Raw genomic sequence first — 20,344 nt, forward strand, 5'->3', positions numbered from 1 at the left:
CTTGTGGCTTGGCGCAGCCGGTTTCAGACGCTGTCGGTACGGTCTGGCTGCGGCTGCGGCTGCGGCTGCGGCTGCGGCTGTGCGGGCGAGGTGAGGCTGTGGCGCCAGCGCTGCCAGTCGCGCTGAAGCCACCAGCCGATCGCGATCGCGAGCACCACACCCACCACGTCGCGCAGGACCACCGCCGTGATCAGGCTCCAGACCATGGCCACCAGAGCGAGGCTGTAGGCGACGTTGCGGCGGTCGGAGCGCAGGAAGGCCAAGGAGACGCCCAGCAGGATGAGAGGGCCCAGGATCAGGATGGTGGACATTGTCTACTTTCCGCTCTGCTTCTGCTGTTCCTCGGCGCGCTTCTGCTGGTCGTCGAGGGTGTCTTTGACCGTGGAGCCCACATTTTCGCTGCCCGCGACCTTGAACAGGGCGGCGCCGTCTTCGTCGAGCTGAACGGTGTCGCGGATGGCCTGATAGGCCAGCCGGGTGCCGTGCTCGGTCTGCTCGGCGATGATGCCGACCTGGTCGCGGATGAAGTCGGAGCCCTGGCCGTCGTTCTGGTACTGCTGCTCGAACGGCTTGCCGTACTCCTCGGTGTCGCCCCAGGGCTTGCCGGCCTCCAGCGACTTGATGCGCGACACGATCGACGTGAGCTTGTCGTTCATGGCGCGGGACTGCGCCGCCATCGAGACCAGGCTGTTCTGGGCCGCATCGGCGTCTTGGATGAAGGTCTGCTTCTCGGCGGTCATTCGGGCGCTCCGTTCATCAGGCGGTCGCGGATCGACTGGAGCCGGGCGTTCAGGTCGCTCTCGCCGCGCATCATGCCGGTGACGTCGACATCGGGTGCGTAGCGGGTGTTCACGGCCTGCGCGCGCTCGGCCGCGTCGCGGGCGGCGTCGGAGACCGTCTGGCTGATGGTGCGGGCGAGAGCCGCGGCATCGGGCTTGCGGTAGATACGCCCGTCGAGCTTCAGGTCGAGCAGCTCGCCCCGGGGGCCGACCTCGGCCGTGACGTATCCGTCGGGCGAGGTGGCCCGGCCGCGGATGCGGGCGAGTTCTTGCCGCAGCTCGGAGAGGTTGCCGCTGAGCTGATGGAAACGGTTGCTCATCTGCTCGGCCTGCGCACGCAGCCCACTGAGGTCGTGTTCAGTCAAAACCGTGTACCCCTCCACCTGTTCGCCCGCTACGGCGGGCGTCATCCCCCTCGACACTAACCCCTGTGATGCTTGGGTGATCAAGTCTTGAGCGAAGGTTTGAGGGATACTTATCTCGGAGCCGCATACCGTGGACCGGTTGGAGGTGTGGCGTTGAAGCGTTCCGTTCGGTGGGCAGGGTGGGGGATGGCCCTGCTCCTCGGCATGTCCGGGCTGGCGGTGGGGGCGGGGCCGGCTGATGCCGCACCGCTGAAAGATCCCGAGCCCAAGGCGTCCGACAGCAAGTCCTCCAAGAAGAAGACCAAGAAGAAAGCCAAACCCCGGGCCACGAAACCGGACTGCGGCCGGGCCGAGGCCGGTGCGGCCGACAGCATTCCCGGCGTTCCGTGGCAGCAGAAGTGGCTCTCGCCCGAGCGCCTGGGCCCGCTGGCCACCGGCTACGGGCAGGTGGTGGCCGTGGTCGACTCCGGTGTGAACGACGAGCACGAACAGCTGAAAGGCCATGTGCAGAGCGGCTACGACACGGTGCGCGGCACGCTCGGCGGCAACGAGGACTGCGTGTCGCACGGCTCCGGCGTGGCCGGGCTGATCGTCGCCGCCAAGGTGGGGTCGGTGGGCCTGCGCGGCATCGCGCCGGGCGCGCAGATCATGCCGGTGCGGGTCACCAACGCCGCTCCGGCCTCCGGGCCGGACAGTTCCGAGAAGACCACCCCCGCCAAGGTGGCCGCCGGCATCCGCTGGGCGGCGAAGAACGGCGCCACGGTGATCGAGGTGTCGTCCGCCTTCGGCTACGACGGCGGCCTGTGCGGCGCGACGAAGTACGCCGTCGGCAAGGGGATTCCGGTGGTGGCGGCGGTGGGTGACCTGCACGACGCCACACTGTCCGTGGATCCGGCTACCTACCCGGCGGCCTGCGACGACGTGATCGGGGTCGGCTCGGTCTCCGAGAACTTCACGGTGTCAAGCAGTTCCGTGGCCAACGGCACCGTCGACCTGGTGGCTCCCGGCGACGGTGTGATCAGTACCAACCGCATCGCGGGGCAGCAGTCGTACGACGGCACCAGCCTGGCTGCGGGTCTGGTGGCCGGGGCGGCCGCCCTGGTGCGGCAGACCGGTCCGGGGCTCACTCCCGGCCAGATCGCCGACCGGCTCGCGGCCACGGCCGACCCGGTGCCCGGCGGGCAGCTGTCCATCTCCTACGGCGCCGGCCTGGTGAATCCGTACCGCGCGCTCACCGAGCGGGCCGCGGCCGCGGCCCCGGTGCACATCGACGGCGTCGCCGCCCCCACCGTCGACGTCGTCGCCGAGCGAATCGAGTCGGCGCGCGACCACGGCCGGGTCACGGCCGTGGCGGTGGCGACCGGTGTGCTCGGAACCGCACTGCTGCTGGTGGTTCTCGCGCTCTGTCTGCCGCGCGGGCGAGGCCGGGGCTGGAAACCCGGCCGGGCCGCCCCGGTGCGCAGCACGCCCGCGCAACCGGTGCTCCCCGACGAGGAGTCGCCGTTCGCCCTGCCCGAGGCGCAGCGCGGCTGACCGTCCTGCCCACCGGCACAGCCGGCCGCGGACGCACGAGCACGATGAGAGCTGTTCGTCGTCCATAATTTTGGGCCCGGCACACAGCAGAACGGCGGCGGCCCGGTGACCACCGGGACCACCGCCGCGCGACGAGGTATCAGGCGCCGCTGAAGAGACCGGCGTTGCGGGCCTCGGTGGCCGACATGTCGTCGGAGTTGGCGAGCACCGTGCGGGACAGCTGGTTCAGCGCCGCGACCAGGTTGTCGCACGCCGAATCCCACTTGGCCTGCATGCCGGCCCAGCTCTCACCGGCGGAACCGCTCCAGTCGGCCTGCAACTGACCGGACGACGCCTTCACGTCACCCTTCAGCGAGTCGACGCTGGAGTGGGCCTTGCCGATGGCTCCGGAGAGCTCCTGAAGGTCGTTGAAGCTGTAAGCGATCATGGATGATCCCCCTCCAAAGGAAATTCGGGTCAGCGCACCAGGGCGGACGTGATGTCGCCGGTCGGGACCTGATGGATCGACGCGGCGTTCGACGAGTCGGTGCCGCTGTACTCGGTGCCGGACGTGTTGATGTTCGTGGCGATCTCGTCGAGCACGGCGTTGAGCTTGTCCCAGGCCGTGTTCACGCTCTCCATGGCGCCGTTCCAGGCGTTCTTCGCCTCGCCGCTCCAGGTGGCCGAGTGCGTCTCGGCCTCGCTGCGGAGAGTTTTGATGGCCGACTGCAACTGTTCGTAGTCGCTGACCATCTTGGACGAGACGCCGCCGAGGACGTCGAGATCGGCCTTCATCTGAGCGCTGCTAGGTCCAGCCATGCTTTCGCTCCATCCTTCGTGTTGCCTCAGCACCGTCTGCCCTTCACAGGCGGTGAACCGGGCCCGGTGCCTTGAGGTTTCGGGCTGCAAGGGATGAAAGACCCCCCACGGCAAATATAGTTCCGAATGCCCTCCGGCATCAGGTTCCGGGGACTATGTCGTTAATCTCCTCTTCTACCTGCAACGCGGCCCGTGCCGCGTCGGGGTCCAGGGCTGGACCCTCCGGGATGCGTGCCACCAGGGAAGCGGGCAGCGACCAGGTGTCCGCACTGCCCAGACCCAGCGCGGAGAGCGCGGTGTCGGATGGGATGGCGTACCGCGTTCCCTGGTCGGTGACCAGGTAGAGGGGACCGCTGTCGCTCTCCGGTGACGGCAGCGACTGCACCAGCGTGGCTTTGCCCGGCTGCACCCAGACCCGGTCGGCGAGTGCGGTGCCGGTGCCGGAGACGGCGCGGGTGTCGAGACCGCTGTTGACCGGAATCTCGCTGTTGACGAAGATTTTCGGGGTGAACCCGCCGTCGTTCCAGCTGGCGCAGATCACCGTGTCGGCCTGTCGGAGCCGCGCGAACGCGGGCACCTGGGAGGGCGGCGAGGTGGAGGTGACCACCGGGCGCTCCTGCGGAGCGTCGGCGACGTCGGCGGCGGCGACCATTTTCTGCTCCGCCCCGGCAGCCACCTGAATCTTCGCCTGGAGCTCGGTGATCGGGGTGAGCCGGGAGGCCAGCGTGAGGAAGTACTCCGCGCCGTCGCCGTCACCGACCTGCTGCACCTGGCCGACCTCGGCGCCGTCCAGGGCGGTGCTCGCCCTGCCGGAACCGTCCACCACGATCGGGGCGATCCACTGGCCGGAGGGCAGAGCCTGGAGCCAGGCGTCGCCGACCGGCACGGTGATCTGGTTGTCGAGCCCCAGCGCCAGCCCGACCCGCTTCACGTCTTTGATCGGGAACCGCATGTCGTGCCAGATCAGCGAGATCGAGCCGTCGGCGGTGTCACTCACGACCAGGGCCTCCTCGGACACCGCGGTGCCGGCCTCCGGCTGCTTGCCGACCACCATCCAGGTGCGGCTGACCTGGTCGCCGCTGAGGTTCGCGGCCTGCTTGGTGCACTGCGACCAGGGCGGCGCCACCAGGTCGGACGGGGTGGGCAGGTTGGCCGGTGCGTCGGCGATGCCGAGCTCGGGACCGCGCGGCACGTCGGCCAGCGACTTCGTCGAGGTCTTGGTGACGGTGGTGGTGTTCGCCAGCAGGGCGGCCGAGGCGAAGTTGGGCGTGGGGTGAAGGCGCCCGGTGTCGGTCATGTAGACGTAGGTGGCACCGGTCTCCTTGACCACGATCACCGACCTGCCGTCTTTCCACGACGTCTTGCCGCCGGGCGAGATCATCCCGAAGATGCCGGTGGCGGCCAGGGCGATGACCGTCACCATGAGCGCGGCGAAGCCGGCACCGCCGAGCCGCCGGTAGGGCCACTCGGCGGGGTCGGTCTCGTGCGCCACGGTGGCGCTCACCACGCGGCGCGCGGCGAACTGGTAGCTGTCGAGGAGGTCGCGACGGGAAGCCATCAGCCGGCCAGCCCGCGCACGTAGGGGAACAGCCCGAGAACGGCCGCGGCCAGCGGCCCGGCCGCGAGAGTCAGCACCACGTCGAGGATGTCGGCCCAGCGGCCGAGGCGGGGCGAGGCGGCGCGGCGGCTGTGCACCAGCGCCACGACGCACGACCCGCAGGCGAAGAGCACCAGGATCGGCACGACGATCAGCAGCCGCTGGGTGTCGGTCAGGGTGAGGGCGAGGCCGGTGACCGTGACACCGAGACCGAGCAGCCCGGTGAGCATCGGCAGCAGGCGCTGGCGCGCCGCCACCAGCATGCGGGCCCGCAGCAGGTGGGCGGTGGAGACGGCGCCGGCCAGCAGGAGCGAGGCGGTTGCGCCGTCGGCGGCGAGCAGCACGGTGCAGGCCAGGGTGACCACCGCGGTGCCGAGCAGCAGGCCGGTGAGGATGTCGGTGGCCCGGGTGACCCGGGCGACGGTGTCGGGGTACGACGGTCCGGCGTCACCGGCCCGCAGGTCGTCCATGTCGCGCGGCACGGTCGGCAGCGGTACCCGGGCCAGCCGCACGGCCAGCAGCGGGTACGCGGCGCCGAACAGCAACAGCACGGTGCAGCAGACGGCGGCCGAGCCGAGCGCCTCCGGGGCGGTCATGGCCAGGCCGGCGCCGGCCAGGCCACCGAGCCCGGTGACGACGCCACCGACGAACACCTGTCGCAGGTCGGCCACGCCGAGCAGGCCGGCGACCGCGACCAGCAGCAGTGCGGCGGAACCGGTCATCAGCTGGGCACTTCCGAGCCAGGGCTGGTCGATGCCCTGGGCGATCAGGACCCCGCCGGCCAGCGCGACCGGCATGGCCGGGGCGGCCACCACGGCCCCGGCGGTGGCGTCGGAGAGGGCCCGGGACAGGATCGTGCCGGCCCCGGTGAGGACGACGGCCAGGCCGAGCAGGACCAGTGCCGCAGCGCCGGCGGCGCCGGGCGTGACCAGCAGCAGCGCGGTGAGCAGCAGGGTGGTGACGACGGTGACGGCCAGACCGGTGGTGCGGGTGCCGGACGGCGTCCAGGCGCGCTGCGACCGGCGCGCGCCGTCGGCGATCGCGTCGACCACGTCGTCGTACTCCGGCTCCGGCCACTCCTGGTGCAGCGGGACCAGGCAGAGCAGCTCGCCGTCGTGGATGCCCTGCGGTGCCAGGCCGCGGGTGACGTCGAGCGGGGTGCCGTCGGCCCGGCGGAGGGTGTAGCCGCCGGTGCTGAGGCCGTCCACGGCCAGGTCGTCGCCGCCCTGGCGGAGCAGGCCGGGCAGCAGCGAGGCCACCGGCAGCTGCTCGGGCAGAGCCACGGTGAGGCGCCGTTTCGGCGTCATCACCACCACGCGGGCCAGACCGAGCCGGTCGGTGATGGCTGTCATCGGTGTTTCCCGCCCCTGATCGTTCGTCAACTGGTGCCCCGGCGCTCCCCCAGAAATGGCGCCGATCTAGTTACCTACACCTATCGGGGAGTGATTACGTCAGGTCTGTCTCAAGCTGCCGTTAGATTTGCGATTAGAACCCCATTGGACGCTTTTGCCTCCGAGGGCCTTAGTCTGGACCGGGGTTTCATGAACGGCGCGGTCCGGCACTCAGCATGCCGGCGGCCGTTCACGCAAGATCAGGTCGCGGATCCACAGGCGACGCACAGGGGTGGGAGAAGGAGACGCACGGCATGGGAACCGTGGTGGTGAAACGGGCCGCACGCCGTCCCGAGCCGGAATATCCTTCTGGCGAGATCGTTCTCGAGGCGCCGCCGGAGATCCCGGCTGCCGACGGCCGGGCCTGGCAGCAGATGGTCATGGTGCTGCCCATGCTGGCCGGATCGGCCGCGATGGTGCTGATCTACACCTCCGGCGGTCGCTCGTCCGGTCCCCTGATGTACGTGGCGGGTGGCCTTTTCGGGCTCTCCGCGATCGGCATGCTGGGTTCCCAGATGATGTTCAGCAGCAGCCGCACCAAGCAGGGCATGCGCACGGCCCGGCAGGAGTACATGCGCTACCTGTCGCAGCAGCGCGCCCGGGTGCGCCGGGTGATCGTGCAGCAGCGCCGCGCCCTGCACTACCGCTACCCGGCGCCGGACTCGCTGTGGTCGCTGCCCGAGGGGCCGCGGCTGTGGGAGAGGCGGCCCGGGGACGGCGATTTCGGCATGATCCGGATCGGCGTCGGGCCGCAGGAACTGGCCACCGCGCTGATCCCGCCGCAGACCAAACCGCTCGACCAGCTCGAGCCGATGTGCGCCGCCGCGCTGCGCCGCTTCATCCGTTCCTACGCGGTGGTCCCCGAGCTGCCGGTGGTCATGGCGCTCGACGGGTTCTCCCGGGTGCACGTGCGGGGGGACGGCGAACGAGCCCGCTCGATGGTGCGGGCCCTGGTGGCCCAGGCCGTCGTGATGCACGCCCCCGACGACCTGGTGGTGGCCGTCAGCGCGGCCCCCGAGCGCCGGGCCGACTGGGAGTTCGTGAAATGGCTGCCGCACGCCCAGCATCCACAGCGCACCGACGCCCTCGGCCCGCTGCGGCTGATCGCCGACAGCGTCACCGGTCTGGAAGCCATGCTCGACGACATCGTCGGCCGTAGGCCCCGGTTCGACCCCTCCACCGCCTCCGGCCGGGTCGGTCAGCACGTCGTGGTGGTGCTCGACGGCGGCGGGGTGGCGGGCTCCGACCACCTGATGACAGACGGCGGCATCGAGGGCGTCACCGTCTTCGACCTGCGCGGCGAGGTGCCCCGGGTGCTCGACTACGCCACGCTGGTGCTGGATGTCGAGGCCGACGGCGGGCTGCGCAGCACCACGCTGAACGCGACCAGCGAGATGGGCGTCGCCGACACCCTGGGCCCGGCCGAGGCCGAGGCCCTGGCGATGCAGCTGGCGCCGCTGCGGATGACCCGCGCCGCCCGCGGCGACGCCGCCCTGGCCACCGACATCGGCCTGGCCGACCTGCTCGGCATCGGCGACCCGGGCCAGCTCGACACCGCCGTCACCTGGCAGCCCCGGCCCAGCCGCGACCGGCTGCGGGTGCCGATCGGGGTGTCGCCCGAGGGCATCCAGACCGACCTCGACCTGAAAGAATCGGCCCTGGAGGGCATGGGCCCGCACGGCCTGCTGATCGGGGCCACCGGTTCCGGCAAGTCCGAGCTGCTGCGCACCCTGGTGCTGGCACTCGCGGCCACCCACGACTCGCAGGTGCTCAACTTCGTCCTGATCGACTTCAAGGGCGGTGCCACCTTCACCAAGCTCGACCGGCTGCCGCACACCAGTGCGGTGATCACCAACCTGGTCGACGAGCTGCCACTGGTCGACCGGATGACCGACGCGATCAACGGCGAGCTGCTTCGGCGGCAGGAACTGCTGCGCGCGGCGGGCAATTTCGAGTCGCAGCGGGAGTACGAGCGGGTGCGCATCTCCGGCGCCCCGCTGCCCCCGCTGCCCAGCCTGCTGATCGTCTGCGACGAGTTCTCCGAACTGCTCTCCGCCAAGCCGGACTTCATCGAGATGTTCGTGCAGATCGGCCGGCTGGGCCGGTCGCTGGGCGTGCACCTGCTGCTCGCCTCGCAGCGGCTGGAAGAGGGCAGACTGCGCGGCCTCGACACGCATCTGTCGTACCGCATCGCCCTGCGCACGTTCTCGGCGATGGAGAGCCGGATCGCGATCGGCACGTCGGACGCGTTCGAGCTGCCCCGCTCGCCCGGGCACGGCTACATCAAGTTCGGCACCGACCCGCTGATGCGTTTCCGCGCGGCCTTCGTGTCGGGTGCCTACCGGCGTGACGAGACCGGCCCGATCGCCGTGTCCAGCACCGCCGTCATGGATTTCACCTCGCAGTACACCCGCCTGACCGAGCCGCTGGAGGCCGAGCAGGAGACGCCCGAACCGGACGACGAGGCGGGCGGCGAGAAGCTGCTCGACGTGATGGTCGGCCGGCTGGAGGGCCGCGGTGAGCCCGCCCACCAGGTCTGGCTGCCGCCGCTGGGCGACTCCCCGACGCTCGGCGAGCTGCTGCCCGGCATCTCGGCGCACCCGCGGCGCGGTCTGACGGCGGCGGGGGTGGCCCCCGGTCTGGTGGCCCGGCTCGGTATCGTCGACCGGCCGTTCGAGCAGCGCCGGGACGTGCTGGAGATCGACCTGGCCGGCAGCGGCGGGCACGTGGTCGTGGTCGGCGGCCCGCGCAGCGGAAAGAGCACGATGCTGCGCGACCTGGTGCTCTCGCTGGCTCTCACCCACACCCCCGACGAGACACAGTTCTACGTGCTCGATTTCGGCGGCAGCACGTTCGCGGCGCTGGCCGGTCTGCCGCACGTCGGCGGGGTGAGCGGGCGGCTGGAGGTCAACAAGGTCCGCCGCACGGTGGCCGAGGTGATGGCCGTGCTGGTGGAGCGCGAGCGGTTGTTCGCGCGGATCGGCGTCGAGTCGATGGCCGAGTACCGCCGCATGCGGGCCGACGGCCGAGCGGTCGACGACCGGTTCGGCGACGTGTTCCTGGTCGTCGACGGCTGGGCCACGGTGCGCAGCGACTACGAGGACCTGGAGGCCGTCATCACCCAGATCGCCGCCCGGGGCCTCACCTACGGCGTGCACCTGGTGGTCGGCGCCAGCCGGTGGATGGAGATGCGGCCCGCCGCCCGGGACATGTTCGGCAGCCGGCTGGAGCTGCGCCTGGGCGACATCGCCGACTCGATGCTCGACCGGCGCACCGCGATGAACGTGCCGGAGGGCATCCCCGGCCGCGGCATCACCCCCGACCGGTTCCACTTCCTCACCGCGCTGCCGGTGCTCGACGCCGCGCAGGGGGTGGCCGAGACGGTGGCGGCGATCGCCCGGCACTGGCCCGGCCAGGCCGCGCCGCCGGTGCGGCTGCTGCCCGCCGAGTTCCCCTACAAGGAGCTGGAGCCGGCCGGTCCGGGCGGGATCCCGATCGGCGTCGCCGAGACCGACCTCGGGGTGGTGCGGCTCGACCTGGACTCCGACCCGCACTTCCTGCTCTACGGCGACTCCCGCTCCGGAAAGACCGCCTTCCTGCGGGCCTTCGGCCGGGCGCTGACCGAGCGGCACGGCCCGGAAGAGGCCCGCATCGTGGTGATCGACCACCGCCGCAGCCTGCTCGGGGCGATCACCGAGCCGCACCTGATCGGCTACGGCACCGGTGCCTCGCGCAGTGAGGAGATCCTGGCCGAGGTGGCGCAGGCCCTGCGCACCCGGCTGCCCGGCCCGGACGTCACCGCCGACCAGCTGCGCAACCGCAGCTGGTGGAAGGGGCCGGAGCTGTACGTGCTGGTCGACGACTACGACCTGGTGGCCACGGCGAGCGGCAACCCGCTCACGCTGCTCCAGGAGTTCCTGGGCCAGGCCCGCGACGTGGGCCTGCACGTGATCATCGCGCGCCGCTCCGGCGGTGCCGGGCGGGCGCTGTACGAACCGGTGACGATGGCGTTGCGGGAGATCGGGTCGGCCGGCGTGCTGCTGTCCGGCCAGCGCGACGAGGGTGCGCTGCTCGGCAACGTGCGGCCCTCGCCGCAGCCGCCCGGCCGGGGGTGGCTGGTCGACCGGGCCCGGGGCACCCAGCTGGTCCAGCTGGCCTGGCTGCCGCCGCCGGAGTGAGGGCCGACGTTGCACGGCTTTGCCGTGACAAAGCCCCTATGGGGTAAAGCGGATGTTTGGGTACCGTCTGATGTGAGCCGGATTTCGTGAAGTCCGGCAGCTTGGGGAGGAGCAGCCATGGGGGCACAACGAGTTGAGGTCGACCTGGCCTCGCTGACCACGTTCGCGCACAGCGTCGCCAAGCTGGCCGACAGCAACAGCGACGCCGCGCTGAGCGACCCGAAAGAACTGATCAACAACGTGAAGGTGGCGGCAACCTTCAACGGCGCCGGGGGATTTCATGAGGCCGCCACCTTCAGCGCCTATCACACGCGCCTGGCCGGCTCGGTGAGCATGCTGCTGGGCGAGGCCATCCAGGGGCTGACCAGCCTGGGATTCGGTGCCGAGGTCTGCGCGCTCAACTACGCGGGCAGCGACCAGCGCAACGCCGCTCTCCAGAAGCTCGCGCAGGCGGCCGCTGAAGACAACCACGACCTGGCCGACCTCACGCCGGGTCTGAAGGGCAAGTCACAGATCCCGGCCTCCGCGGTCGACGACGCTTTCACTCCCTCCAAGGAGGAGAAGGACGCGGAGAAGAAGTCGGACGAGCCGAAGCAGACCAAGAAGGAGACCCCGTCACCGGGGCTGTCCGACGAGCAGTGGGACAAGATCATCGAGGAGAAGGACGCCCACGCGGGTCCCGGCGTCACCGACATGACCTCGCAGGCCTGGGACGGCACCACCGACTACGAGGTGGAGATCGGTGAGGGCAAGTCGGTCACCATCCCGGCCGACGATCCCAGCGGTTCCTTCAAGTACGAGAAGCCCTATCGGCCGGGCTCGGGTTCCTGAGGCGGTGACGCGTGGCTGAACCGGATTACAGCTCGGGCAACAACTTCGGGTTCACCCCCGACCGGTGGGTGAAGGACGACCCTCGCAACGGTGAGCGCTTCTACAGCGGCACCACGTCGATGTACGACCTGGACAACGGCAAGACCGACTTCCACTCGATGCAGATCGATCTGATGGCCGTCATCGCGTCCAACCAGCGCGACGGTGCCCTGCGCAGCTCGGCCGCGATCTGGGGCCGGATCGCCGATCTGATCGAAAGCCTGCGTTCCGGGCTGGAGACGGCGGGAAACGGCATGATCTCCGGGTGGGACCCGGCGGTCACCGTGGCCGCGGCCAACTTCTACGAGCACGTCGGGGCGGGCACCTGGTCGCTCGCCGACTGGGTCACCTACGCCCGCGACAACCAGACAGCGGTCAGCCAGATGGCCGAGCAGGTGCTCTCGGCGAAGAAGCAGATGAAAACCATCTACCAGAGTTATCTTTCCGAGTACAACGCGAAGATGAAGGCGGCCGACGAGGCGATCGACCCGCAGGAGGCGCTCAGCCTCGGCACCAAGAGCGGCAGCCCCTACGGTGTCGTGGGCGTCGGTATCGGCCAGGAGATCCTGAAGAAGAACCTGATCGAAGAGGCCAACGACATCCGCGACCGCTACACCAAGCAGGCGGCCGACGTGATGACCAAGCTGGCCGACAACTACATCGCCAACGCCTCGGCCATGGACGAGGGCCAGACCTACCAGGGGCCCACCGAGTCGGCCACCCCGATCGGAGTGCTGCTGAAGCAGCTGCGCTCCGGTGGCGGGGGCAACGGTCTCAGCGGCCTGCCCGGCGGTGGCGGGGTGCGCAACGCGCTGGCCGACGGCTCCGCGGCACGGCAACGGCAGCTCGACGCCGCGCGGAAGAAGGCCGAGGAGGCCCGGCGCAAGGCGGCCGAGCAGTTGCGCAAGCAGAAGGAAGAGCTCCAGAAGCAGCTCGACCAGACCAAGAAGCCCACGGACGAGGGCTCCTCGAACCCGCCCAAGGATCTCGGCGACCCGCTCACCTCCGACGAGCTGCTGAACCAGGGCCCGGGCACGTCCCCGCAGAACCAGAGCGCCACCGACACCAAGAACCTCGGAAACCCGCTCACCGCCGAGGAACTGCTCAACCAGGGCGGCAAGTCGCCGGCCGGCGCCACCGACCCACTGAACGGCGCGGTTCCGCTCACCACCCGCCAGCTGCTGGCGTCCAACCCGGGCAACCCCGGCGGTCAAGAGCGTTCAGGGACGACGAACGGCAACGCCCCGCACTTCGGCAACCCGGCCGGGTTCAACACCGGCGGACCGGGCGAGAGCGGCATCGGGTCCGGTCGTCCGGGCGGCCTGTCGGGCGTTCCCGGCGCAGGCCTCCCCGGTGCCGGTGGGCCCGGCGGCCTGCCCACCAGCGGCAGCCCGCGCTCGTTCGGCACGGGCGGCGGGCCGGGCTCGGCCGGGTCGCGGCAGTCGCTGATGGGTCGGCTCACCTCCGGCGGCGGTCCCGGCGGCACCGGATCCGGGTTCCCCCCGGGCCTGGGGTCGCGGGGTGGCAGCGCCGGTGGGGCCCCGGGTGGGCCCGGCGCGGGGCGGCCCGGGCAGCCGGGCCAGAACGGCCGCGCTGGTCAGGGTGGTCCGGGAGGTCGTGGTCAGGGTGGTCAGAACGGCCGCCGGCCGGGCGATCCCGACGAGCGCGAGCCCTCGGCCACCAGCTACCGGGCCGACAGCGAGGAGTACCTCGGCGACGTGCCGAACGGCCCGCAGCAGCTGCTCGGCGCGCCGCGCCCACCGGCGTCGTTCGGTCAGGGGCCGGGCCCCGGCCTGCCCGGCCGCACGCAGCGCACCCGGCGCAGTCCCGAGGACGAGCTGACCGGGCGTCGCAAGAAGTCGATCCTGGAAGACGACGAACTGCTCTCCGCCCCGGCGGAGCGCCGTCCCGACCTGACCGGCCGCCGGGCGTTCGGCGACGGCGAGGAGCCGGGCAAGGTGGAGACGGTCGGCATCGGCGACCTGCTGCGGGGCGGTCAGGCCGCACCGCCGGTCACCACCACCGAGCGTGGCCGTCGCCCGGAGGCCCCGGTCACCGAGGAGACCGGCGCCGAGCAGTACTGGGAGGTCGACGTGCCGGAGCGGATCGTCGCTCCGCAGGAGCAGGAGGCGGCGGAGCGCCGGGGCCGGGCGCTCGGCCCGTCCTCGTAGCAACCTCGTAGCAACGGGCCGGCCTCCGGAGCAACAGGTCGGCAGAGAACGGGTACGGCGCCAAAGCCGCCCACAGCGGTGGCTTTGGCGCCATACCCTAGGGTGGGCGGTCCCCCGAACGGTCACGGAAGCGGCGGAGACATGGCACGGACGATCCAGGTAGCACCCGGGCGGCGTGGGGCCTACACCACGATCGGCGACGCGCTGGGCGACGCCCCGGCCGACGCGGTGGTCGAGGTGGCCGAGGGCACCTACCGGGAGGCGCTGTACCTGAGCGGCAAGAGCGTCGTCATCCGCCCGCTGCCCGGCGCCGGGCCGGTGATCATCGACGCCGACGGGGTGCCGCACGCGGCACTCAGCTGCCGCGACGGCGGGGTGCAGCTGGAGGGACTCGTCCTGCGGGCGGGTGGTGCGCCGGCCCTGTCGGCGGAGCGCTCGGAGATCCGGCTGGAGCGCTGCACCCTGAGTTCCCGTGACGCTGCGGGCATCAGCGTCAACGGCGGCCGCCTCGAGGTGCGCAAGTGCACGGTCGAGAACTCGGTCTACGGGCTGCTGATCGAAGACGCCGACGGCACGGTGACCGACTGCACGATCACCGACATCGTGGAAGACGGTGTGCTGGTGCGCATCGGCTCGGCCCCGGTGATCCGGGCCACCACGGTCAGCCGCTGCGGCAACCGCGGGTTCTACCTCTACCAGTTCGCCCGTCCGGTGCTGGAGGCCTGCGAGGTGTCCAACACCGGCGCGGCCGGTATCGCGGTGGCCTACCGCAGCGAGCCCACGCTGCGGCGCTGCCGGGTGCACGACGTCTCCGGCCCGGGCATCAGCTTCGGCCGGGGCACCGGTGGCCTGGTCGAGGAGTGCAAGCTGGAGAACACCGGCAGTCCCGGGCTGGAGATCGACGAGGAGGCGAGCCCGGTCGTGCGCGAGCGGGCCGAGGGGCTCGACGGCGCGGGCGACCTGTTCGACGAGATGCGCCGCGACGACGACGGCATCGAGAAGCTGCTCGCCGAGCTCGACGCGATGGTCGGCCTGACCGAGGTGAAGGCCGAGGTGCGTGGCCTGATCGACGAGCTCCAGGTGAACGAGTGGCGGCGCAGCGCGGGCCTTTCCGTGGCCGCGGGCAGCAACAACCTGATCTTCACCGGTGCCCCCGGCACCGGTAAGACCACCGTGGCGCGCATCTACGGCAAGCTGCTCGGTGCCCTGGGGGTGCTGCCGGGCGGCGGGTTCCGTGAGGTCAGCCGCCGCGACCTGGTCGGGCAGTACCTCGGGCACACCGCCGAGAAGACGGCCTCGGTGTTCGACGAGGCCAAGGGTGGCGTGCTGTTCATCGACGAGGCGTACACCCTGTCCCGTGCGGCGGGCAGCAACGACTTCGGCCAGGAGTCGATCGACACCCTGGTGAAGCTGATGGAGGACCACCGGCACGAGAGCGCCGTCATCGTGGCCGGTTACACCAGGGAGATGGCCGAGTTCCTCGACGCCAACCCGGGTCTGGCGTCGCGGTTCTCGAAATCGGTCGAGTTCGTGAACTACTCGCCCGACGACCTGCTGCTGATCATGGAACGGATGACGGCGGCGGGCGACTACCTGCTCACCGCGAGCACCACACCGCACCTGCACCGCTATTTCGACGGTCTGGCGGGCGACCCGAACTTCGGCAACGCCCGCGAGGCCCGCAAACTGTTCGAGGGTATGCGCAAGGCCCAGGCCCAGCGGCTGCGCCGGCTGTCCGGCCGGCCCACCCTCGAAGACCTGCGCACCCTGAACCAGGAAGACCTGTTCGACGTGATCGGGCGGCCCTGATGAGTGGCTCGGCGCAGGGCTCGCAGGCCGCCCGCCCGGCCCGGCAGGCCGCGGCGGACGTCGAGGTCAGGGGCGTGCCGCAACCAGCCGTGGCAGCTCGTGGTGCCACCGCGGAGGAGAGCCGGGCCTCGGCCGAGCGGGTCAGCCGGGCGGTCGCCGAGCAGCTGATCGCCACCAGCCGCCGGGTGGCCCCGGCCGCCGTGGTGCCCGTCGATCCGTCGCAGGACCCGGTGGGTCAGCCGGCCGACGCCGGTCCGCGCGACGCGGCGCGGGGCGGACGCTCCCGCCAGGCGCACCGGCTGCGGGTGGGCTGGCACACGGCGTCGTCGCCGGTGCTCGCGGGCCTCACCCGGCCCACGGCCTCCGCCGGGGTGCTGCTGGGCCGGGGCGCCGACGGGGCCGCGGTGCGAGCCACGCTCTTTCGCCGCACGCCGGTACGCATGGTGCTGGTCGGCCGGCACCGGCTGGCCCGGCTGATGCTGTTGCGGGCGGCCGTCTCCGGCGCCCGGCCGCTGGTGCTCGCCGGGGAACCGGTTGCCTGGGAAGGGTTCCGGAGCCGGCTCGGCGCCACCGGCACCGGGATGTCGGTGCTCTGGGCCGACGCCCCGTTCCGGCTCGGCGGGTCGGTGGCCGAGCCGCTCTTCGTGATCCGCTCGGCCGACGAGACGGTCACCGGCCCGATCCGGAAACCGGCCGCGGGGCCGGCGGGTGACGTGCTCCTGGACGATATGGCCCTGGACGGCCCGACCCGCCCGGTCCGCAAGGACGCCGACACCATCCGCCGTGCGATCGAGCTGAGCCGCAGGGGAGCGGACCGTCCCGACCCGAAAGCCCCCGGCAACAGCGCAGCCCCGGGCAACACCGCTGCCCGAGGCCACCACGCTGCCTTCGGCCTCGGCACCGCATCCAGCCGGAACACCCTCTCGGGCGGCAACACCGGCCCGATCCGCAAGGGCGTCACGCATCCCGGCGACGTCACCTCGGCCCCCGACGACCTGGCCGACGAGGCGGCGGGCTGGTCCGGCGGATGGTGGCGCTGCGACGCGCAACTGCTGCCCCGGGTCGGCGCCGAGGCGATGGCCGGCCTGCGCCGTAACGACCTGCTGGTGACCACCCGGCTGGGCCGGGAGGACGCGGAGCGGCTGTGCTCGTCCCGCCTGGTGGGCGACCTGCGGCCCGGCCAGCTGACCGGGCTGATGGACGACTTCGTGGTGGTCGTCGCCGACGGCCGCGCCCGCGTGGTCGCCCTCGACATCACCCCGGGTGAGGAAGGCTTGCTCGGCTCGCCCCTGCACTGAGGTCGGGTAATGCTGGCGACCGGCACCTCCACCAGCGGATACCCTGGGGCCCGTGACTCCCGACGAACTGTCCACCGCGATCCGGGCGTGCCTGGAGGCCGCCGTCGCTGCCGGTGATCTCACCGTCAGCGTCCCCGCCGAGATCCGGGTCGAGCGACCGAAGCAGCGCGAGCACGGCGACTGGTCCACCAACATCGCCCTCCAGCTGGCCAAACCGGCCGGCAAGCCGCCGCGCGCCGTCGCCGAACTGCTGTCGGCCCGCCTGGTCGGCCTGCCGGGGATCAAGAGCGTCGACATCGCCGGGCCGGGCTTCCTGAACATCGTGCTCGACACCGCCTCGGCCGCCGGGCTGGTGCGCACCGTCGTCGAGGCCGGTGCGGCCTTCGGCCAGAACCAGCAGCTGGCCGGCACCGTGCTGAACCTGGAGTTCGTCTCGGCCAACCCGACCGGCCCGCTGCACATCGGCCACACCCGGTGGGCCGCGCTCGGCGACGCCCTGGCCCGGGTGCTCACCGCCAGCGGCGCCCAGGTGACGCGCGAGTACTACATCAATGACGCGGGCGCCCAGATGGACCGCTTCGGCGGCTCGATCCTGGCCAGGATCAAGGGCACCGAGGTCCCCGAGGGCGGCTACCACGGTGAGTACATCGCCGAGCTCGCCGCCAAGGTGCGCGAGCAGCGTCCCGACGTCGACGACCTGCCCGACGCCGAGGCCCTGGTGCTCTGCCGCGAGCTGGGCTACGCCATTCAGCTGGCCGAGAACCGGCAGACGCTCAGCGATTTCGGTGTCGAGTTCGACGTCTGGTTCTCCGAGCGCACCCTGCACGAGTCGGGTGCGGTGGAGGCCGCGGTCGAGCGGCTGCGTGAGCAGGGGCACGTGTTCGACTCCGAGGGCGCGATCTGGCTGCGCACCACCGACTTCGGTGACGACAAGGACCGCGTGCTGATCAAGGCCGACGGCGAGAAGACCTACTTCGCCGCCGACGCCGCCTACTGGCTGTCGGTGCGCGACCGGGGCTTCCCGAAGAAGATCTACATGCTCGGGGCCGACCACCACGGTTACGTGCAGCGGCTGAAGGCCATCGCGGCCTGCGCCGGCGACGACCCGGACGAGGCGCTGGAAGTGCTGATCGGCCAGCTGGTCAGCGTGGGCGGCGCCCGGCTGAGCAAGCGGGCCGGCAACATCATCGAGCTGAAAGACCTGGTGGCCTGGCTGGGCGCCGACGCCGTGCGGTACTCGCTGGCGCGTTACCCCGCCGACTCGCCGCTCACCCTCGACGGCGAGGTCCTGCGCAAGAAGTCCAACGACAACCCGGTCTTCTACGTGCAGTACGCCCACGCCCGGCTGTCGTCGCTGGCCAACCAGGCCCGCGAGCACGGCGTGGAGCGCACCGTGTTCGAGCCGGCCCTGCTCGACCACCCGACCGAGAACGAGCTGATCGCCGTGCTGGCGCAGTTCCCGGCCGTCGTGGCCCAGGCCGCCGAGCTGCGCGAACCGCACCGGGTGGCAAGGCATCTCGAGGTCGTGGCCGGCGCCTTCCACAAGTGGTACGACAACTGCCGGGTCACCCCGCGCGGCGAGGACGCGGTGGAAGACGTGCACCGCACCCGGCTCTGGCTGGCCGAGGCCAGCCGCCTGGTTCTGGCCAACGGCCTGGGCCTGCTCGGTGTGAGCGCGCCCGAGCGGATGTGAACGGCTACAGCAGAAAGATCGGGACTCACATGGGTGCGCACGAAGCGGGCGAGATGCACAGCCCGGGCTATGGCGGCGTCGCGACGGTTCCGTCGTGGCTGCGCCCGCCGGACAACATCAACGACCTGCTGCCCGGCATCTGGGCGCAGAGCGTGCACCGCGGCGACGACGGGGTGCTGCGGGTCGGCGGGGTGTCGGTCGACGACATCGCCGCCGAGTTCGGCACTCCCGCCTTCGTTCTCGACGAGGCCGACTTCCGCGCCCGGGCCGTCGCCTTCAAGGACGCCTTCGCCGCCGCCTTCCAGGGCAACGCGGACGTGTACTACGCCGGCAAGGCGTTCCTCTGCACCGCGGTCGCCCGTTGGATCGCCGAGGACGGCCTGATGCTCGACACCTGCTCGGGCGGCGAGCTGGCGGTGGCGCTGCGCGCCGAGGTCCCGCCGGAGAAGATCGCGCTGCACGGCAACAACAAGCTGGAGAGCGAGATCGACCGCGCGGTCGCGGCCGGCATCGGCCGCATCGTGATCGACTCGATGATCGAGATCGACCGGGTGGCCGAGGCGGCTCAGCGGCACGGCGTGGTGCAGCCGGTCTTCATCCGGGTCACGGTCGGCGTCGAGGCGCACACCCACGAATACGTCTCCACCGCCCACGAAGACCAGAAGTTCGGTCTCTCGCTCGCCGGAGGCGTTGCCGCGGAGGCGATCTCGAAGGTCCTGGCCAACCCGGCGCTGCGCCTGGTGGGTCTGCACAGCCACATCGGCTCGCAGATCTTCGACACCCAGGGCTTCGAGGTGGCGGCCCGCCGCCTGCTCGGTCTGCACGCCTCGGTGGAGAAGAACCACGGCGTGGTGCTGCCGGAGATCGACCTGGGCGGCGGCTACGGCATCGCCTACACCAGTCAGCACGACCCGCTGGAGCCGAAGCTGCTGGCCGACCAGCTGGCCGACATCGTGATCCGGGAGTGCCGGGCGCTGGAGATCGCCGTGCCGCGGGTCTCGATCGAGCCGGGCCGGGCGATCGCCGGGCCGAGCACGTTCACGCTGTACCGGGTGGGCACGCTGAAAGACGTCACGATCGACCACGGCGGCGTGCGCCGCTACGTGTCGGTCGACGGCGGGATGAGCGACAACATCCGCACCGCGCTGTACGACGCCGACTACTCCTGCACCCTGGCCTCCCGCGGCTCCGACGCCCCGGCCGCGCTCTGCCGTGTGGTGGGCAAGCACTGCGAGAGCGGTGACATCGTGGTGCGTGACGAGTTCCTGCCGGGCGACCTGGCCCCGGGCGACCTGCTCGCGGTTCCCGGCACCGGCGCCTACTGCCGCAGCATGGCCAGCCAGTACAACCACGTGCCCCGCCCGCCGGTGCTCGCGGTGCGCGACGGCAAGGTCCGGGTCATCGTGCGGCGCGAGACCGAGGAAGACCTGCTCGCGCTCGACGTCGACTGAGAAGAACCAGAAAACTGAGGACGACGATGAGCGCAGTGCGAGCTCATCGTCGTCCTCAGTTCTGCCCGGAATAATGACCGGAATGACGCGCTCGCCCACCGGGGTGCCCCGGGCCATGCGCCGCCTCGGCACCGACCTGGCCACCTGGCGCCGGATCCGGCGGCTCACCGTGGAGGAGCTGTCGCAACGCTCCGGGGTCGGCATCGCCACCATCACCCGGCTGGAGGCCGGGCGCGGGGCCACGCTGGAGCACGTGATGCGGGTGGCCGCCGCGCTGGGCGTCGGCGAGGTGCTGGCCACCGCCCTCACGCCGCGCAACGTGCTCGCGCGCAGCACACCCAAGCCGCCGAACCAGCCCTCCTGACGCTTGTCAGCAGCTTTTGCTGTGAGCTAGTTCAACCCTTGTCCAGG

General features: G+C 71.4%; 16 protein-coding genes. 9 read left to right on the forward strand and 7 right to left on the reverse strand.

Annotated features, from left to right (window positions below):
• Nucleotides 1-23: 23 nt before the first annotated feature.
• The 3 genes from KIH74_RS04255 to KIH74_RS04265 are packed head-to-tail and all read right to left on the reverse strand — an operon-like array spanning nt 24 to nt 1,189.
• Nucleotides 24-311, reverse strand: a complete 288-nt coding sequence (locus tag KIH74_RS04255) for a DUF3318 domain-containing protein (protein WP_214154374.1) — start codon at nt 309-311, stop codon at nt 24-26.
• A gap of 3 nt (nt 312-314) precedes the next feature.
• On the reverse strand, nt 315-740 hold the full coding sequence (locus KIH74_RS04260) for a hypothetical protein (RefSeq protein ID WP_214154375.1): 426 nt from the start codon (nt 738-740) through the stop codon (nt 315-317).
• The gene (locus tag KIH74_RS04265) at nt 737-1,189 is read right to left on the reverse strand and encodes a YbaB/EbfC family nucleoid-associated protein (protein ID WP_214154376.1); all 453 of its coding nucleotides are present in this window, start codon (nt 1,187-1,189) and stop codon (nt 737-739) included. The genes KIH74_RS04260 and KIH74_RS04265 overlap by 4 nt, the downstream gene beginning before the upstream one ends.
• A gap of 141 nt (nt 1,190-1,330) precedes the next feature.
• On the opposite strand from KIH74_RS04265, the gene KIH74_RS04270 reads away from it, so the two are divergent.
• On the forward strand, nt 1,331-2,677 hold the full coding sequence (locus KIH74_RS04270) for a S8 family serine peptidase (RefSeq protein WP_214154377.1): 1,347 nt from the start codon (nt 1,331-1,333) through the stop codon (nt 2,675-2,677).
• Between the two features lie 139 nt (nt 2,678-2,816).
• On the opposite strand, the gene KIH74_RS04275 is transcribed toward KIH74_RS04270, so the two are convergent.
• The 4 genes from KIH74_RS04275 to eccD form a co-directional block, all read right to left on the reverse strand.
• Complete coding sequence (locus KIH74_RS04275) at nt 2,817-3,104, reverse strand: WXG100 family type VII secretion target (protein WP_214154378.1); 288 nt, start codon at nt 3,102-3,104, stop codon at nt 2,817-2,819.
• 29 nt (nt 3,105-3,133) lie between these two features.
• A complete protein-coding gene (locus tag KIH74_RS04280) occupies nt 3,134-3,475 on the reverse strand; it encodes a WXG100 family type VII secretion target (protein ID WP_214154379.1) in 342 nt (113 codons plus the stop codon).
• 139 nt (nt 3,476-3,614) lie between these two features.
• The gene (gene eccB, locus KIH74_RS04285) at nt 3,615-5,033 is read right to left on the reverse strand and encodes a type VII secretion protein EccB (RefSeq protein ID WP_214154380.1); all 1,419 of its coding nucleotides are present in this window, start codon (nt 5,031-5,033) and stop codon (nt 3,615-3,617) included.
• Nucleotides 5,033-6,424: a type VII secretion integral membrane protein EccD gene (eccD, locus tag KIH74_RS04290; protein ID WP_214154381.1), complete on the reverse strand. Its 1,392-nt coding sequence runs from the start codon at nt 6,422-6,424 to the stop codon at nt 5,033-5,035. The genes eccB and eccD overlap by 1 nt, the downstream gene beginning before the upstream one ends.
• 293 nt (nt 6,425-6,717) lie before the next feature.
• On the opposite strand from eccD, the gene eccCa reads away from it, so the two are divergent.
• The 8 genes from eccCa (at nt 6,718) to KIH74_RS04330 (ending at nt 20,297) form a co-directional block, all read left to right on the forward strand.
• Complete coding sequence (eccCa, locus tag KIH74_RS04295) at nt 6,718-10,641, forward strand: type VII secretion protein EccCa (protein WP_214154382.1); 3,924 nt, start codon at nt 6,718-6,720, stop codon at nt 10,639-10,641.
• Between the two features lie 117 nt (nt 10,642-10,758).
• The gene (locus KIH74_RS04300; protein ID WP_214154383.1) at nt 10,759-11,472 is read left to right on the forward strand and encodes a hypothetical protein; all 714 of its coding nucleotides are present in this window, start codon (nt 10,759-10,761) and stop codon (nt 11,470-11,472) included.
• Nucleotides 11,473-11,483: 11 nt separating this feature from the next.
• On the forward strand, nt 11,484-13,682 hold the full coding sequence (locus KIH74_RS04305; RefSeq protein WP_214154384.1) for a hypothetical protein: 2,199 nt from the start codon (nt 11,484-11,486) through the stop codon (nt 13,680-13,682).
• Nucleotides 13,683-13,823: 141 nt separating this feature from the next.
• A complete protein-coding gene (locus KIH74_RS04310; RefSeq protein WP_214154385.1) occupies nt 13,824-15,491 on the forward strand; it encodes a right-handed parallel beta-helix repeat-containing protein in 1,668 nt (555 codons plus the stop codon).
• Nucleotides 15,491-16,789, forward strand: coding sequence for a hypothetical protein (locus tag KIH74_RS04315; protein ID WP_214154386.1), 1,299 nt, complete (start codon nt 15,491-15,493; stop codon nt 16,787-16,789). The genes KIH74_RS04310 and KIH74_RS04315 overlap by 1 nt, the downstream gene beginning before the upstream one ends.
• A gap of 52 nt (nt 16,790-16,841) precedes the next feature.
• Nucleotides 16,842-18,482: an arginine--tRNA ligase gene (argS, locus tag KIH74_RS04320; protein WP_214154387.1), complete on the forward strand. Its 1,641-nt coding sequence runs from the start codon at nt 16,842-16,844 to the stop codon at nt 18,480-18,482.
• A gap of 29 nt (nt 18,483-18,511) precedes the next feature.
• Complete coding sequence (lysA, locus tag KIH74_RS04325; protein WP_246570935.1) at nt 18,512-19,933, forward strand: diaminopimelate decarboxylase; 1,422 nt, start codon at nt 18,512-18,514, stop codon at nt 19,931-19,933.
• Between the two features lie 82 nt (nt 19,934-20,015).
• On the forward strand, nt 20,016-20,297 hold the full coding sequence (locus KIH74_RS04330) for a helix-turn-helix domain-containing protein (RefSeq protein WP_214154388.1): 282 nt from the start codon (nt 20,016-20,018) through the stop codon (nt 20,295-20,297).
• The last annotated feature ends 47 nt before the right edge of the window (nt 20,298-20,344 follow it).

The sequence above is a fragment of the Kineosporia corallincola genome (genome assembly GCF_018499875.1).
Lineage (GTDB): Bacteria > Actinomycetota > Actinomycetes > Actinomycetales > Kineosporiaceae > Kineosporia > Kineosporia corallincola.

What these genes read in the sequence shown, in the direction of transcription:
- KIH74_RS04315 (WP_214154386.1), top strand. Translation starts at nt 15,491, where the DNA reads ATGAGTGGCTCGGCGCAGGGCTCGCAGGCCGCCCGCCCGGCCCGGCAG.
- KIH74_RS04270 (WP_214154377.1), top strand. Translation starts at nt 1,331, where the DNA reads ATGGCCCTGCTCCTCGGCATGTCCGGGCTGGCGGTGGGGGCGGGGCCG.
- KIH74_RS04255 (WP_214154374.1), bottom strand. Translation starts at nt 311, where the DNA reads ATGTCCACCATCCTGATCCTGGGCCCTCTCATCCTGCTGGGCGTCTCC.
- eccCa (WP_214154382.1), top strand. Translation starts at nt 6,718, where the DNA reads ATGGGAACCGTGGTGGTGAAACGGGCCGCACGCCGTCCCGAGCCGGAA.
- KIH74_RS04260 (WP_214154375.1), bottom strand. Translation starts at nt 740, where the DNA reads ATGACCGCCGAGAAGCAGACCTTCATCCAAGACGCCGATGCGGCCCAG.
- KIH74_RS04275 (WP_214154378.1), bottom strand. Translation starts at nt 3,104, where the DNA reads ATGATCGCTTACAGCTTCAACGACCTTCAGGAGCTCTCCGGAGCCATC.
- KIH74_RS04310 (WP_214154385.1), top strand. Translation starts at nt 13,824, where the DNA reads ATGGCACGGACGATCCAGGTAGCACCCGGGCGGCGTGGGGCCTACACC.
- eccB (WP_214154380.1), bottom strand. Translation starts at nt 5,033, where the DNA reads ATGGCTTCCCGTCGCGACCTCCTCGACAGCTACCAGTTCGCCGCGCGC.
- KIH74_RS04300 (WP_214154383.1), top strand. Translation starts at nt 10,759, where the DNA reads ATGGGGGCACAACGAGTTGAGGTCGACCTGGCCTCGCTGACCACGTTC.
- KIH74_RS04280 (WP_214154379.1), bottom strand. Translation starts at nt 3,475, where the DNA reads ATGGCTGGACCTAGCAGCGCTCAGATGAAGGCCGATCTCGACGTCCTC.
- lysA (WP_246570935.1), top strand. Translation starts at nt 18,512, where the DNA reads ATGGGTGCGCACGAAGCGGGCGAGATGCACAGCCCGGGCTATGGCGGC.
- KIH74_RS04330 (WP_214154388.1), top strand. Translation starts at nt 20,016, where the DNA reads ATGACGCGCTCGCCCACCGGGGTGCCCCGGGCCATGCGCCGCCTCGGC.
- KIH74_RS04265 (WP_214154376.1), bottom strand. Translation starts at nt 1,189, where the DNA reads ATGACGCCCGCCGTAGCGGGCGAACAGGTGGAGGGGTACACGGTTTTG.
- eccD (WP_214154381.1), bottom strand. Translation starts at nt 6,424, where the DNA reads ATGACAGCCATCACCGACCGGCTCGGTCTGGCCCGCGTGGTGGTGATG.